The following is a 16894-nucleotide window of genomic DNA, read 5'->3' as shown; positions in this document are numbered from 1 at the left end:
AGATTCAGCTCCTCGGGGCCAAGTCTACGTGGACGGGCTGTTCCACTTAGGCTAATTTCAGGTCAATTAACGGTTATGGGCCAATGACGTCAGGCACTTCCGAAGCCCCTGCATGGCACTCGGTAGCCCTCGCGGAACTCGACCGGATCCTCCAGAGCCGGTTTCTGCGTGAGTCCAAGCAGTTGTGCGCCCTGCTGTCTCACGCCGTCCACGAAACCCTTGCCGGGCGCGAAGATGGGCTCAAAGAGTACATTCTGGGCCTCCAGGTATTCAATCGCCCGCCCGATTACGACCCCCGCAACGACGCCATCGTCCGTGTCCAGGCCAGTCTCCTCCGTAAGCGCCTGGCCGACTACTACGAGCACGAGGGCCGCGATTCTGTCCTCCGCATCGAGTTACCCCGCGGCGGCTATACGGCGCGGTTTGTCCCGGCGAAAAACGCTGCTCTGGGTGTCGAGCCGGCCGTGTTACCGCAAGCGGAAGACCTGCCAGTTCAACAGCTTGGAGGGGGACGTTACTGGCCGGCCCTGCTCACGGGCATGGCGCTGGGCGCGTTACTCGTGACCCTCGTCGCCCTCTGGCTCAACCGCGACCGCTGGCCGCGCAAACCCGCCTCCGCTGCCCTGTGGGGCGCAGTCATCGACTCCAAGGCTGAGACCGTCGTCAGTTTCGGCGTACCCCTCTTCTTCGCCGGCGGCAGCGGCTTCTTCGTGCGCGACACCGCGGTGAATACGATCTTCGAGGATACCCGCCGCGTCAAACACCTCGGCGACGTTCTGGGCTACACGTTCCGCCCCCAGGAAGACGTCTACACCGGCATTGGCGACGCCATCGGGACCCACCACGTGGCGAATTGGCTGCAAGACAGAGGCGTCCAGACCACCGTCGCCAACTCGAACTATCTGGGACTTTCGGATATCGAAAACAAGAACCTGGTCGTCGTCTCCTCCGCGCGCTTCCAGACCCTTCTACAGCAGTTGCAACGGCCCAACGTGTTCCCGTTCGATCCCGGCAACGATGGCCCCGGCAGCGGCTTCGCTGTCCTGAACCCCCTGCCCGGCGAACTGCCGTTCTACCGGCCTACCGGGACCGTCGGCGTCAACACCAGCTACGCCGTCGTCAGCCTCTGGCCCGGCCGTCAGCCGAACACCCGCATCCTGTACTTATCCGGAATTGAAACCTGGGCGACTCAGGGCGCGGCCAACTACTCCATCGACACGGATCGCCTCACTGACCTTCAGCGCCGCATCGACCAGGACCCGCCCAACGGCCCGCGCGGCAAAAAGGGCCCCTACTTCCAGGTGCTGATTCGAGTCGAGGGCAAGAACAACCGCGTCAGGACCTCCAGCTACGTCACCCACCGCTACCTGCCCGCGAACTAGCCGCTAGACCTTGGGCCGCAGCGCCCCGTACACCATCCGCGCGAATCCGGCCACATCCAGAGGCCCGTTGGGTTCACTACCCGCTGCATAACCGGCCGCCTTCAACCAACCCGCCAGCACTTCGGCCGTCAACGGCAGTTCCGCCCCTTCCGTCGGTCCAGCCGTCTTCTTTCCCTCAAACGACAGGATCCGTGTCAGCCGGTCCGCTGCCTCGCCCCGGCTCAACTTCTGCGCCTTCTCCGCCCGGTACCCCGGATTCAACCCCCGCGCCCCCAGCCATTGCAGGGCAGGGAAGTCCGGATCGGTAAACGGCAGGTCTTCATAGAACGTCAGCACCCCGCGCCGCTCCGCCAGAATCGTCTGCAGCCGCCGTGTCGGAATCCGCCGCGGCGGTACCTTGTGCTCAATCGACAGGTGCGCAGCCACCCCGCAAGCCTCACCCAGCACGATGAACACCGGCTCCATCCGCAGCGCATTATAAGCCACATGGCTGCACGAGCACGCCACCGGCACCAGCAGGCCATCAATCTTGCGCGGCACCACCACCCCGTACGGCACCTGGAATGGCTCGTGGTCCACAAAGAAATAGCCCTCGCGCACGCCCGGATGCGCCGGATCATAGCGGTGGTGCCCATGCGGGTCGAACGCCCACTCGATCACCGCGATCGACGTGGGCTGCACCTTCGTCCGCTTCACCGCCGGATCCACTGTCCCGTCGTTCTCCGTCAGCACGTACTCGCCCAGAATCCGCCGCCCCTGCCGCACATACACCTGACGCGGCCTGTTCCCGTTGTTCACCCACTCATCGCGGTGCCAGCCGTACTGGCTCGCGTCCTTTCGCAGCGCCTCCGGCACCTCCGGATCGTTCTGCAGCAGCCAGATCATGCCGGTGTTGTGGTCCAGATACCGCTGGTAGATCTTCTGCCGCTGTGCCGGAGTCGCCGTCGGCCATGGCCAGCACTCCTCCGCCAGATCCAGCGACTCGCGCGGAATGCCAGTGTCCGGATGCACATGGTCGCTGTTCAGCTCGAACCGCCCGTTCGGCATCGCGTAGACCTGGATCACCTCGCGGAACTTCGTAATGCGGCCCGCCCGGATATCCTCCAGCGTCAGCGCGTACTCCTCCCGGTTGTAGCTCGCCGGCTTCTCGATCGGGATCCGCTTCTCCGGCACGTTCGTCACATGCATCCGGAAACAGTACGCCTGCGTCGCCTCGTCCGCCTCACCCGTCGACCCCGGCAGCAGCGTGCTGTCGTGGAACTTCATGTAGATCCGCCCGGCGTGCGGCTCGTTGTACTCCGCCCGGCTCTCCCGTCCGGTCTTGAACGGAACCCCGGCCATCGCCGCCAGGTCACCCTCATACGTCGCGTCGATGAAGGCGCCCGCCGTCAGCTCCACCAGCGAGCCCGGCTTCGCCCGGTCTTCCAGGAAGATCGAGGTCAACCGGTTCGAACGAACGGTCGTCCGCTTCAGCTCATGGCTCAGCAGCAGCCGGATCCGCCCGCCCTCGGCACCGATCATCTCGTGGAAGATCTTCTCCGCCAGGCTGGCCTCATACCAGTACCCGTCCTTGCACAGCTTCACGTTCTGCAGCGCCGGATTTGCCTTGTCCTGGGCGGTGTAAGCCTCCAACACGCGGCGCGTGAACTCGTAGAACAGACCGCCTACCGCCTGCCGCTTGCCGATATCGGCGTTGGTCAATCCATTGGAGACGATCCCGCCGATATGGTCGGCATACTCGCTCAGGATGACGGAGCGTCCCAACCGGGCAGCTGCCACGGCGGCGCCGATGCCTCCGGGCGTAGCCCCATAAATCACGACATCCGCGCTCTGGCGCGATTGGGCCTGCAGCAAGGCCGTGGCTGCGGCAAGAGGGAATACTGCCCTGCGAGTAATCTTAAGAGGCATGGGGAAGGAATGGGTATCCTATCAAATCGTTCGATAGGAGAACCACTCCCGCTCCGATAGCGCCTCTCAGGTCACCCTACGGAACCTGGTGCGTGCCCCGGAAGCCCCAGGAGGACAGGCGGCCTGTCACATCCTGGATCCGCGTGTGCAGCAGTTTCAAGCCGCTCATCGCCGGCTTCATCGTCACCTTGATCTCCAGGTCCACCCCATCGGGCCGCTCCGTCACCCGCGAGGCAGCCGTATCCACCGTACACGCTGAACTATCCAGTGCGTTCGACGCCGTGCCAGGAGCCACCGGCCCCAGGAAGAAGCCCACGTCGGAGGAGTACATCCAGAACTGGCTCGCGGCCCGGTCATAGTGGACGAAGCAGAACGGCTGCCCGCCCCCTGTCTGATCCACTGCCACCAGCAACTGCTCCCAGCCTTTCTTCAACCCGCCAAAGCCTACCGGATCCGTCTCTGTCATCCGGAATGTCTCAACCGAACCGGTCCCCGACTGCTGGGTCAAACCTGGATACGACACTGGCAACGCATGCTGATTGAAAATGCCCCGCGGCACCCAGCCCGTATCGAAGTTGCCGTCGTCCATCGCGCGCAGATATAGACTTCTGTCTCCGGTCACCTTAAACAGCACCTGTGCATTGAACTGCAGCCGGTCTCCGCTGACATCCACGCTCGACAGCGCCGTGCTCAACGTGCAGTCCGACCCCGTCAAATCGCTGGAGTTTACGCCGGCCTTCACCGGGCCCACGAAGAATCCATACGCATCGGAGTAAAGCCAGAATGCCTGCCCCCGCACGTCATAGTGGACGAAACAGAAGGGCTGCCCGCCGCCATCCGGAGCCGCGGCTATCAGGAACTCCACCCACAGCAGCGACTGTGCTCCGCGCGCACCGCGATACACAGACTGAAACAGACCTTGCAGGTCAGATCCGCTAGCCGGCGTCACGCTCAATGCGCTCGTCGACGGCACCAGCGTCGCGAACTCGGCCACCACTTTGCCTGCGCCCGTCACATGCAGTGTCTGCGGATTCACGCTGCCGCTCAACGCGCCCTGGAAATCAGCAAAGACATATCCGGTGTTCGCGATCCCCTTGATCTGCACATCCGACCCGGAATCGAAGTACCCGTCAGCCGCCACCGGCACCGTCTGCACCGCACCCCAATCGGCGGGAGAGGCGCTCAGGTCCAGCTTGAACTGCTGCTGGAAATGCGCCGTATACGTGGTGCCCGCGCCAGGCACCACGATCGTATGCGTGGGCGCGCCCCCGTCGCTCCAGTTCCGGGCGGCATAGCGATACGAAGTCAGGTTCTGGGCCGCGGGAATAGCACTCAACGTATGGCTGGTGCCCGGGGTCCAGTTGAACCCCTGAGGGGTCTTGTACTCCACCCCGTCGACGCTGAAGCCCTGGCCCGCCAGGTTGGTCGTGACAAAGTACGGTCCGGCTGCACAGGTCGGCCGGATCGCGAACAGCCCCTTCGCCGTCGTATCGTCCACATACCGGGGAATCGGCGCCGTGTCACTGGCCGTGTTCACCGCTGAGGACGGACCCGGCTGCGCCCGCACCGCCACCGCACCGGGTTGAGTCCCCGCCGGATACGAGATCCAAACAGGGAAGTCCGCATTCACCGCCGCATTGGCCGGATTCGCTAGAATCTCCCAAACCGCCACCGCGTTGCCATTCACGATATTCAGCGCTGCCACGGGAATCCCATCCAACGCGGTACTCACCGCCACCGGGTTGAATGCGCCCGTGGCTGAGGAGATCAGCCGAGCCTGAATCTCCGTATTGGCGTTCTGCGCCGGAACCCCATTCGTGAACGTCACAGGCACGGTAGCCACATAAACAGTCGCCCCGGCAGGGATACCCGAGAGAGCGGCCTGCAGTCTCGTCCCGCTATCGGCCAGTCCCGCCCGGTTCAACTGGTTCCCAACCGGAAATCCCGGATTGTAGAAACCGCTCTCCGAAAAGAAGACCGTGCCGGGAACGTTCTGTGCTAAAGGCACCGGAGACGTGTCGACGTTGGAGAGCGGCGCCTGGCTGCGCGGCCGGAATTGCCGTGGGCTCACCTGCGCAAACCGCAGCGTCGAAATCCTCTGGTTCGCGGTAGCCGTGCAGTTCGGCAGCACAGTGCCCGCCGCCGCATCGGCCGGTGTTTCTCCGTTCGCCCCCATGACCGACGCTTGGATGTCCGTAAAGGCATTGCCGATTCTGGCCGTATCGATGACCATAGTCACTCCAGTCATCGAGACCTGCGCCATAATGACCCCAAACGCATAGACCGGACGCGGTGCTGGCCAGTGCGCCGCATCCACGCGGATGTTCGTGATTCGGAATCGCCGCAACCCGCCGTGGCCCGGCGGATCCAACGGCACGTTCTGGAACGCCAGCGTGGTCGGCGACTGCAATGTGCTCGCAAAGACATTCGGTCCCGGACTCCCGGCGGTCCACCCGCACAGCGCCGCATCCGTCGCGCAGGCTATCTGGTTCGCCGGAGCCGGGTCGTCAATCAGCAGCAGCGATTCGGTAACCCCACCCACAGTCCGCCCCGTGTAATTCGCATTCAGGGCAACTTGGACCACCACGTTCGGTACGGGACGCCCGGCTGCGATCGGAGTCCCCCCCGTGCAGGTGATCACAACGTCCCCCGCGAGCGCGGCATAATTGCTGGTCGCCAGATAAGGAGTGTCGGAACTCGCCACCGAACAACTCACGCCTTGTGTCTGTGCCGCTGCCGGCAACCCCAACGCCACCAGGGCAATCCCGAACCACCCTGCAATTCTGAAGAATTGGTTAGCACGCATATATGGAAAACCTTCCCTCTACGGCACCTGGTGCGTCCCTACAAACTGCCACCCCGAATCCAGTTGCAGCCCATCCATCGATCGCATGTACAGCTTCTTCAGCCCCTGCATCGGCTGCTTCAGTGAAAGCTGCAGATCGAGTTGGAAACCCATCCAGGAAGAACCGGACGGGCCCGATTGGACCGTATCCAGAGAGCACGCGGAACTGTCCAGCAGAGTCGAAGATGTCCGTGGTTTCACCGGCCCCAGGAAGAACCCAACGTCGGAAGAGTACATCCACAGCCCATCGCCGGCCCGGTCGTAGTGAACAAAGCAGAAGGGTTGCCCTCCACCCGTGGAGTCGGCCGCAATCAGAAACTGCACCCACCCCAGCGGCGCGGATCTCCATTCCGAGTTGAACTGGTCCGTCATGCCCAGTTGGAAGAACGGTGTCGCCGCTCCTCCGGTGCTTGCATTGAGGTTCAGAAGCGGAGCAGGCAGGACCTCTTGGATCCAGGTGCCTCGCTGGACCCAGCCCGTGTCCACTCCCGCCATGTCCAGCGCTCGCATATACACATTCTTCGGTCCGGCTGTCTTGAAGAACAGTTTCATCGGCACGGTCAACCTCGGCCCGTTTGCGATCGGATAGGGGTGGAGGGCCCGGTCAAACGCGCACGCGGAGCCCTGCAGTTCCGTCGAGGAACTGCCCGGTGACACCGGGCCGCGGAAGAATCCGTACACATCGGAGTACAGCCAGAACGCATTGCCTTGCACGTCATAGTGGACGAAGCAGAACGGCTGCCCGCCCCCGTCCGGCGCCGCGGCCAGCAGCAATTGCACCCACTTCAGGCTGTCCGCGCCCTGCGAGCCTTCATACGTTGCCGAGAATTCCACAACAGAGCCGGTGCCCGAGGCCGGCGATACACCCACAGTGGAAGAAACATCTCCCGCCTTCACAAACGTCGCTGTCACCCGCTTCGGCCCCGACATATACACCGACTGATCGTAGTAGCTCGTGCTCACGTCCCCAGAGAAGCCCGCGAAGCTGTACAGCGGATTCAGGCTGGCCGTGATCTGGACGCTCGTTGCCGGATCGTAGTAGTGGTCCGTGGAAGGCGGAGTCAACGTCACCGTGCCACCCGCCGCAGGCGTCACCGTCAGGTCCAGCAAATACTGCAACTTGAATCCCGCTGTGAAGGTGGTTGGAGTCGGCGGCACCGTAATGCTGTGCGTCAGCGCTCCGCCGTCGCTCCAGCCCAGGAAACTCCGCCGCATTCCAACACCCACAGGCACCGCCGCACCCACGCTGATCGTATGCGTGCTGCCGGGCTGCCAGGGAAATGCCTTCGGCGATGTGTAGCTCTGCCCGTCCACCGTTACGGGCAGAAACGCCGGCGAAGTGGTCACCAGGTACTGCGTCGCCGGACACATGTTCAACGTCGTCATCAGCGGCAACGTGGTCGACGAGTCCGCAAACCGTGGCATCCAGGCCGTGTCGCTCGCGCCCGCCTCACTCGAAACCGGACCCAGTCGCATGGTGACGCTGGCCGTGCCCAACCCCACACTATTGCCCGGGAACGAAACCCACACCGGGAAATCGAAGTCCCCGATCGAGCCGGGATTCCCTTTCACAACCTCCCAGACCGCGGTCGCCGATCCCTGCGTGATCGGCAACGCCGCCACCGGGATTCCATCCAGGGTTTCGCTCGCCGCCACCGGTGCAAACGCGCCCGTGGCACTCGTGATCAGCCGCGCCTGCTCAACAGAACCCGAACTCGGAGCCGGCACGCCATCGGTATACGTGACAGCCACGGTCGAAATGTAAATCGTCGCCCCGGCCGGCAGCCCGCTGAAGTTCGCCTGCATGCGTATCCCTGAGTCCGTCAACCCGGCCTTATTGAGGTTGTTGGTCGCGGGAAAGTTTGGATTATAGAAACCCGATTCCGTGTTGTAGAGCGTCCCTATCGTAGCCTGCCGGTTCGGCGTGCCCGCGGCGCCGGTCACCGGATCGTAGGTCCAGTTCGGCGCCTGCAGCGCTGTCCCAAACAGCTCGGAAAAGCGCAGGTTCGCAAAGCGCTGCTTGGTCACCGTGGTGCAGTTCGGGAACTCGATCCCCGTTGGGCTGTTCACCGTCGTGTCGCCGGCCGCATTCCGCACGCCGGCCCGCATGGCCGTCTGGGTATAGCCGATGATCATCTCCGCACCCTGCTTCACGGTTAGCCCCGAAGCCGTGATGGTCGCGGTGGCGGCTGTTAAAACCGGCAGCGCCGAGGCGTTGATCCGTAGATTCGTGAATCGGAATACCCTCTGCTTGAAATCGCCCGGAGGATCCACCGGGACTCCATAGAACGCGATGGCATTCGGAGCCAGCACCTTGCCCTGGAAGACATTCACCCCCGGACTGCCGCCCGTCCAGCCGCAACTGCTGGGATCGCCCGTGCAAGGAACCTGCGCCAACGGCCCGGGCTCATCGATCAGCAGCAGCGACTCCGTGAAAGCCCCCGCGGTCCGCCCCGTGTAGTTCGCATTGAAGTACACCTGGAAGTCCATCGTAGGCACTGCCTGCCCGGGCGGTGTGGGCGTCCCGCCCGAGCAGTTCAGCACAATCTCCCCGAGTCGCGCGGAAATCTCGGAAGCGCGCAGTGGCGGTGTGGTCGCCGAATTGGCGATGCACTGCAGCGGCGTCGACTGTCCGAACGCCGTCGCCGCCGTGGCCAGCAGCAAGCCAAGGATCCCCGCCCACCCTCTGCCTGGCCGTCGAACAAACCTCTGTCCAGTAATCATGAATAGCTGCCTTTTACTCAAGCGAATAATCAATCTAGGGGCGTTGAGCCCACGCCGATCCGCCGCGCCCCCTACGGCACCAGGTACGTCCCCACCTGCCGCCAGCCTGAGTCGATCCCCATCGCATCCATCGTCCGCATATACAACTTCTTCGGCCCGCTCATGGTCGCTTTCATCGTGATCGGCAGCCCCAGTCTCAACGCAGAGCTCTCCTTCTGGACCCAGGCCCCTACCGGTTCCACCTGGCACGCCGAACTGTCCAGTAGGCTCGACGGCGCACCCGGAGTCGCCGGACCCAGGAAGAACCCCACGTCCGAGGAGTACATCCACAGATGCCCGCCCGCTTTGTCGTAGTGGACGAAGCAGAACGGCTGCCCGCCGCCCGTACTGTCCGCAGCCACCAGGAACTGGGCCCAACCCTTGTCGAACTCGCCCAGGCTGATCGCCCCATAGATGTAGAGCGCAAAGTTCTCCATGGAATTCACCCCGAAATTCGGGTACACGCTGAGCCCGGCCTCAAGCGGTGCCTGCTGGCTCCACCGGCCCTGCCACACCCAACCGGTGTCGGAGGAATCGGTCTCCATGGCGCGCAGGTACACATTTCGCTCGGCCGCGAGCTTGGAGGTGACGGCTAGACTCAGTTCCAACGTTTGCCCGCTCGCCTGGATGCTGGACTGCGCCGTGTTCAGCGCGCAAGCCGACCCCTGCAACTCGCTGGAAGCCACGCCCGGCTTCACGGGTCCCATAAAGAACCCGTACACATCGGAGTAAAGCCAGAAAGCGCCGCCCACCGCGTCGTAGTGAATAAAGCAGAATGGCGCGCCACCGCCATCCGGTGCGGCCGCCGACAATACCTGCGCGCTACTGATCGACTGGTAACCCTGTGCCGCCTGGAAGGATGCCTTCAGCACTGTCCAGGGCCCACCCGAATAGACGGGAGTCAGGCTGGGGATGACCGGTGTCTTTCCGTTCCTGGCAAACACCGCCGTCACCTTGTGCGCCGACATCGTATCCAACGGTTGCGGATTCTGCGTTCCACTCAGGTCGCCCGTGAAGCCGGCAAAGGTATAGCCCGGATTCGCTACCGCCTGCAACTGGACCGGGACGTTCCAGGCAGATGGGTAAAACCCGTCAGGGGAAGTTGGGCTGGTCTGAATCTTGCCCCCGCCGGCAGGGACGGCTGCAAGATCCAGCCGGTAAGCTGTCTTGACCTCAGCAATGTAAGTGGTGGGCGTGGCGGGCACAGTAATCGTGTGCGTCATCGCTCCTCCGTCGCTCCACTGGATCCACTGGCGCCTCGTCCAGTCCGACGACTGCGTGGGAAGAATCCCCTTCAACGTATGCGTGCTGCCCGGTTGCCAGTTGAAATATGCATTGTTGTTGTAGCGGATCCCGTCCACCTCGACGGACATGAATACGGGTGGCAACGGCATGACCACATACGGCCCGCCCGCGCACGTCGGCGCGACATTGAACAAGGGAACCGCCGTCCCATCGTCCGAGAACCGCGGAATGGCCGCCACATCATCCGCCGACCGCACATTGGATACAGGCCCCAGTTGCAGTCGCACCGTCCCCACGCCGGTTGAAGTGTTGTTCGCCGCGAAGGAAAGCCACACCGCGAATTGAGCCGTCTCCCCCGCCAATCCGCTCGTCGCCAGCACCTCCCAGGCCGCTACGGAGGTGCCCTGGTTCACAACCAGCGCGGCGGCCGGAATCCCGCCAATGGTCGTCGTGGGCGGCATCGGCGCAAACGCCCCGTTCTCCGAGGCCACCAGCCGCGCCTGGAATTGCCCGGCTCCGTTCACCGCTGGAACCCCGTTCGTATAGGTCACCGGCACGGTCGAAACGTAAATCGTGACGCCGGCCGGCAGATCAGAAAAGACCGCCCTCAATCGAGTGCCGGAATCCGCCAGCCCCGCTACATTCAGCCTGTTCACCGCCGGGTACGCGGGGGCAAAAAACAAGGATTCCGACCCGTACAGGTGTCCCGGGACATTCTGTGCTGCCGGCGGCGCGGAAGTCTCTGTATCCACAAAAGCCGCACTCGTCCTGGTTCGGAAGGTAGCGCCCAGGCTAGCCGTGAACTGCAGCGCCGCCAACGCCCTCTGTGACAGGCTGCTGCAGTTCTGGATCCAGAGACCCTGCCTAGGGTCCAGCGGAATTTGTCCAGTCGCTTCCAGTACCGTTGTCTCCATCGGGCGCTGCGTTTGACCCGCCAGAAGGGTGCTCGAGGAGCCGCTGGACGGAGTCATCGTCACCGATGCCTGTACCTGCCCGCCCGAGAGCACCTGCAGGTTCAGCCCCGACGCGTCCACCCGCAAATTCGTCATCCGGAAGGTGCGCGACTTCCCGTCGCCCGGCGGATCCAACGGGATCCCTTGGAACGCAATCGCACTCCGCCCCAGTACTTTCCCCTGGAACACATTCGCGCCCTTCGCGCCCCCGGTCCAGCCGCACGAAACCGGATCGCCCGGACAGGCCTGCTGGTTCTGGGGAGCCGGATCGTCCACCAGTAGCAGCGCCTCCGCGACAGCGCCCGACGTCCGCACCGTGACATCAGTATTGAAATAAAGTTGGAAATCTACAGTGGGAACCGGTGCCCCCGCCGCCGTAGGCGTTCCGTTCTGGCACGTCACAATAACATCGGCCACCGCAGCCGTGATCTCCGTCGCACGAATCGTCCGTGCCGGTCCCACTGAGCTCCAACAGGAAAGCGGAAAAGTTTGCGATCTGGCTGGCAGCGAACTCGCCATCAAAAGAAACAAAACACTGGTGAATCCGGGTGCCCACGCCAGGCGCGCACCAGGGATCGGAATTCGTGTCGGCATATCCCCCCACAGGAAATGAAAAACCGTAAGTCCGCCGATTGGCGGATGACCGAAGAACTAATATACCCCTCGGGGCTGAATCTCCGCTCCCAGGAGAGGCCAATTTTTCCGAATGGCAAGGCGGTTTAATGCGCTGCGCGTACCTCTCTCATAATTGTGAATTCCAGTCCCGCCTGATTCACTTCGTTGTAACTGAGCGCCATTCAGCCACATGCGGCGAATCCGTGGCATCTCTATCGACTACTCCGACAGCCCGCCCATAACGCAATCATCCTGGATATCCTCGTACCGATGGGCGGCCTGTGAATTGCCGATTCGTCAAAAAGAAAAGGGGGCAGGATTCCCGGTTGAGACGCATTCTGCTCTCGATCCGGAAATCCGCCCCCCTGGACGGACCCTCAATCTACTCGCTTAGGGAACCTGGTAAGTCCCCACCTGCACCCACCCGGAGTCGCGGCCCAACACATCCTGCGACCGCATGAACATCTTCTTCGTGCCACTCATCGGCGCCTTCAACACCACCGGAACCTTCTCCTGCAGCCGGTCCGCCAACTGCGTAGCCGTGGCATTGGCCACATCCAGCGAGCAGGCCGAACTGGTCAGCAGGTTCGACGCCGCGCCCGGCGCCACCGGCCCGACGAAGAACCCGACGTCGCCCGAATACACCCAGAACCCGTTGCCCGCCCGGTCATAGTGCACATAGCAGAACGGCAGCCCGCCGCCCGTACTGTCCGCCGCGATCAGGAACTGATACCAACCCTTCGAGATCCCGGTGAAGCCGGCCGGATCCACATAGTCCAGCGTGAACGTCTGGGACGAGCCCGTCGGCGTCGCCTGCGTCACCCCAAACTGCTGCGTGGGCGAAGCCTGCTGCGTCCACGTACCCCGCTGCACCCACCCGGTGTCCGTCCCCGCGTCGTCATACGCGCGCAGGTAGATGTTCCGGCTGCCGGCAATCTTGAACTCCGTGCGCAGGTTTAACTGCAGCGTCAGCCCGTTGCCCGACACTGTGGATTGCAGCGTGCTCAACGCGCAGTCCGTACCCGCCAGGTCAGCCGAGTGTGTCCCCGCCGGAATCGGACCCGCGAAGAACCCGTAGGTGTCGGAATACAGCCAGAACGCCTGGCCCTTTACGTCGTAATGCATCAGGCAGTAAGGTTGGCCGCCGCCGTCCGTCGCCGTGGCCACCAGCATCTGGACCCATTTCAGCGACTGGTAGCCCAGCGCGCCCTGGTAGACAGCCTGGAACGTCGGGCTCGAGCCCGTGCCCGTGGAAGGAGTCACGCTGATGGTGGACGTCAGCGGAGCAATCACCGCAAACTCCGCGGTCACCGTCGCTGGCGCCGTGATCTGTAGCGTCTGCGGATTCGTGGCGCCCGTCAGGCTTCCCTTGAACCCCAGGAACTTGTAGCCCGAGTTGGCCGTGGCCGTCACCTGGACGTTGGTGTTCGCGTCATAGAATCCGTCCGGAGACGCCGGATTCGCCGACACGCCGCCAAACTGCGCCGGAGTGGCCGTCGCCGTCAGCTTGTGCTGTGTCTTGAACAACGCGGTATAAGTAGTGGGCACTCCCGGAGCACTGATCGTATGCGTCAGCGCGCCCGCATCGCTCCAGCCCAGTGCGATCACCCTCGTGTTGGCGCCCGCCGTCGGGGAACTGACGCTTAGCACGTGCGTACTGCCCGCGCTCCAGTTGAACTTCTGCGCGGTCGTGTAGACATACCCGTCCACGCTGAAGCGCACTCCGTTGCCGGTGATCGACGGCGCAACCGTAATCGAGCCATTCGTGCACGTCGGCTGCAGGCTGAACAGCGGCTGCGTGGTGGCGTCGTCCACAAAACGCGGAATCGGCGCATCGTCGCTCGACGTCCTGTCCGCCGACACCGGCGCCAGTTGGATCCTCACCTGCGCCGGGTTCAGCGCCGAAGTATTCGCCAGGTACGAAATCCACACCGGGAAGTCCACGCTCGCCGGAGTATTGCCCGCGAATTGGATCTCCCACACCGCGGTCGCGTTGCCGTTCGTGACGGTCAGGGCCGTCACCGGAATCCCGTCGATGATCGTCGTCGCCGGCTGGGGCGCGAAGGTCCACCGGTCCGTCGTCACCAGCCGCGCCCGGGGCTGCCCCGCCCCGTTGGCCACCGGGTTGCCCTGCGAATAGGTCACCGGCACGGTGCCAACCCACACGGTCACGCCCGTAGGCAGCTGGCTGAGCGTCGCCTGGATCCGGGTCCCATACTGCGCCAGGCCCGCCATATTCATATTGCCGGTGGCCGGAAAGTTCGGGTTGTAGAAATCCGAATCCGAGCTGTACACCGTATTCACCAGGTTCTGCGCCGCCGGAGTCGACGAGACATCCGTCGCCGTGAAGGGGGCGATCGTCCGCGCCAGCAGCGAGGGACCGATGGGCGTCACCCGCAGGTTCGCAATGCGCTGCTGCGTGCCGCCCGTGCAGGTCGGCAGCCCGGCGCCCGTCGTGCCGTCCACAGGAGCCGAACTCGTCGCATCCATCACCTGCACCGTCACCGCCGCTGTGGCTGTGCCCACCACCAGGTTCGGATTCTGCACCGACACGGTGGTCATGCTCACGCTAGCCGTAATCGGCACGCCCGCCGGCGGAGTGGGTACGGCAATCGCCGAAACATCCAAGCGCACGTTGCGGATCGTGAAGCGCCGCGTCCCGCCATTGCCCGGCGGATCCAGCGGAATGCCGTAGAACGCGACCGCATTCAGCGCCGGGGATTGCGAAGGGAAGACGTTGGGACCCTTGGTGCCGCCGGTCCAGCCGCACTGATTGGGGTTCGACGTGCAAGCCACCTGGCTCGCCGGAGCCGGCCGGTCGATCAGCAGCAGCGTCTCCGTAAACGTGCCAAGAATCCGCCCCGTGTAGTCCGTATTGAAGTACACCTGCACGTCGACGGTCGGCACCGGATTCCCCGCCGCTGTCGGTGTACCGCCCGTACAGGTGATCTCGATCTCTCCCACCAGCGCCGCAATCTCGCTGGCCCGGATCGGCCGTGTTGTGGAAGTGCTGGCTGAGCACGTCAGCGGCCCGTTTTGCGCCGCCAATGGCAGCACGCTGCCGCACAATAAAAACACACCCCAGACGGCCGCCCGTCCGAAGACTCCGAAGGCAAATGTGGAACGATTTTTGGAACGCACAAGACCCCACCGATAATATTGATTGCCGGCGCATATGACCCTCCAATGCGCCGACAAACCAATATACCGTCTCGCCACGGCCGGCGGGGCGCTGGGCCGGAGCCCGCGGGGCCTGTCCCGTTCCCTATTCGATCGTCGAAAGCTGGATCGACGAGGGCGCCGAATTCATCCGGAAGACCCGCTGCGTGGCCTTCACAAAATCCTCGGCCTTCGCATCCTGAATCTTCATGAATTTCTGCGGATTCCGGTCGCCCAGCGGATACCACGAACTCTGCACCTGCACCATAATCCGGTGCCCGGTACGGAACGTATGGAAAACGTCCGGCAGCTCAAACGCCACTTCGGTCACTTTGCCCGGCGCAAACGGCTCCGGCTTGTCGAACCCCTTCCGGAACTTGCCCCGGAACGGCTCGCCGCGCACCAGCATCTGGTAGCCGCCCATCCGCACGTTCTCCGGATTCGGCTGCGGATCCGCTGTATCGTTCGGGAAGACGTCGATCAGCTTCACCACCCAGTCTGAATCCGTGCCCGTCGTCGAAACGAACAGCGACGCCTTCAGCGGACCGGCCACCCGCACATCGCCTTCCAGCGGCTCCGTCTGATACACCAGCACATCCGGACGCGCCGCCGCGAAGCGCTGGTCGTCGGTCATATACGCATACGACATGCCGCTAGTGATGTAGGGGGTGAACGGCACCGGCTTCGCCGGATCGCTCACATACTCGTCAAACGCCTCGGCCTTGTCCGCCGGCTGCATCGGATTCAGCTTGCCGCCCGCGTGGAAATACATCGTCTTCCATTTGGCTTCCTTGGGCGGCCACGCGTCGAACTTGTGCCACTCGTTGCGGCCCGTCTCGAAGACATACGCCTCCGGCAGCTTTTCGCCGTCGCCCTTCCCTTTCAGGTGATAGAGGAAGAACGGGTACTCGATCTCGTCCTGGAAGAACTTCGACGTATTCGAGGCAAAGCTGATGTTGCCCAGCTTCGTGCCATCCGTGCGGGCCCAGCCGCCATGCGACCACGGACCCTCCACCAGCATGTTCTTCGCGCCCGGATTCTGAGCCTCCGCCGTCTTATAAAGATTCAGCGGCCCAAACACATCCTCGGCGTCGAACCACCCGCCCACGCTCATCATCGCCGGCTTCAGGTTCTTCACATACTGCCGCAGGTCGCGCGACTTCCAGAAGTCGTTATAAGTATCGTTCTGCGTCAGCTCTTTCCAGAATTCGGTCTGCCCGTGGAAATACTTCTCGTCATAATTCGCCAGCGCACCCGTGCGCAGGTGGAAATCATAGGAGTCCGGCGTCTTCATCTCCACCCGCTCCAGGCTCGGGCCGTCCGGCGGATGCGTGCGGCCGAAGCTTGAGAAGAAGTTGAACGCGTGCGCCAGAAACAGCACGCCGTTGTGGTGGAAGTCGTCCCCAATGAACCAGTTGATCACCGGAGCCTGCGGCGACGTCGCCTTCAGCGCCGGGTGCGACTCCACCGCCCCCATGGCCGCGTAGAAGCCCGGGTACGAAATCCCGTACATCCCCACCCGCTCATTGTTGTTCGGGATGTTCTTCACCAGCCACTCAATGGTGTCGTACGTGTCGCTGGGCTCGTCCACGTCCTTCGGGCCGCGCTTGTTGGGATTCACCGGACGGATGTCCATGTACTTCCCTTCGCTCTTCCCCTTGCCGCGCACATCCTGTCCCACGAAGATGAAGCCCTCGTGCATGAACTTCTCGCTGGCCGGCCCCAGCCGCCTGGTGTAGTTCTCAGATCCGTACGGCCCAACTGTATAAGGAGTCCGCATGAGCAGGATCGGATACTTCTGGCTGTGGTCCTTCGGTGTATAGACGGAGGTGAACAGCTTCACTCCGTCCCGCATCGGCACCAGATACTCCGCCTTCGTGTAGTGCTCGCGGATATACGCTTCCCGCTGCTCAGGCGTGCTGCCCGCCGCGGCCGGCGTCTCCGCGGGCGGTGTATTCCGCCGCGCCTGCCCCATCAACACCAGCGGCAGCGCCGCAATCAGAAGGATACTTCTCAGTCTCATG

General features: G+C 63.3%; 7 protein-coding genes. 1 reads left to right on the top strand and 6 read right to left on the bottom strand.

Annotated features, from left to right (window positions below; genetic code table 11):
* Positions 1–83: 83 nt before the first annotated feature.
* Positions 84–1382: a hypothetical protein gene (locus tag IRI77_RS14165; protein WP_194452694.1), complete on the top strand. Its 1299-nt coding sequence runs from the start codon at positions 84–86 to the stop codon at positions 1380–1382.
* Between the two features lie 3 nt (positions 1383–1385).
* Here IRI77_RS14165 and IRI77_RS14160 read toward each other — a convergent pair whose 3' ends face one another.
* From IRI77_RS14160 to IRI77_RS14135, 6 genes are all read right to left on the bottom strand, one after another.
* Positions 1386–3290 (bottom strand): FAD-dependent oxidoreductase, encoded by a 1905-nt coding sequence (locus IRI77_RS14160; RefSeq protein ID WP_194452693.1) that lies wholly within the window; start codon positions 3288–3290, stop codon positions 1386–1388.
* Between the two features lie 76 nt (positions 3291–3366).
* Positions 3367–6096 carry a hypothetical protein gene (locus tag IRI77_RS14155; RefSeq protein ID WP_194452692.1) on the bottom strand — a complete coding sequence of 910 codons (2730 nt, stop codon included), beginning with the start codon at positions 6094–6096 and terminating at the stop codon, positions 3367–3369.
* Between the two features lie 18 nt (positions 6097–6114).
* A complete protein-coding gene (locus IRI77_RS14150; RefSeq protein ID WP_194452691.1) occupies positions 6115–8799 on the bottom strand; it encodes an InlB B-repeat-containing protein in 2685 nt (894 codons plus the stop codon).
* Between the two features lie 131 nt (positions 8800–8930).
* On the bottom strand, positions 8931–11411 hold the full coding sequence (locus tag IRI77_RS14145) for an InlB B-repeat-containing protein (protein WP_194452690.1): 2481 nt from the start codon (positions 11409–11411) through the stop codon (positions 8931–8933).
* Between the two features lie 690 nt (positions 11412–12101).
* On the bottom strand, positions 12102–14852 hold the full coding sequence (locus IRI77_RS14140; protein ID WP_194452689.1) for an InlB B-repeat-containing protein: 2751 nt from the start codon (positions 14850–14852) through the stop codon (positions 12102–12104).
* A gap of 124 nt (positions 14853–14976) precedes the next feature.
* Positions 14977–16893, bottom strand: a complete 1917-nt coding sequence (locus IRI77_RS14135; protein ID WP_194452688.1) for a CocE/NonD family hydrolase — start codon at positions 16891–16893, stop codon at positions 14977–14979.
* Position 16894: the final 1 nt, after the last annotated feature.

It is taken from the genome of Paludibaculum fermentans (assembly GCF_015277775.1).
Classification (GTDB): Bacteria; Acidobacteriota; Terriglobia; order Bryobacterales; family Bryobacteraceae; genus Paludibaculum; species Paludibaculum fermentans.
This window is presented reverse-complemented; position numbering and strand designations above follow the sequence as displayed.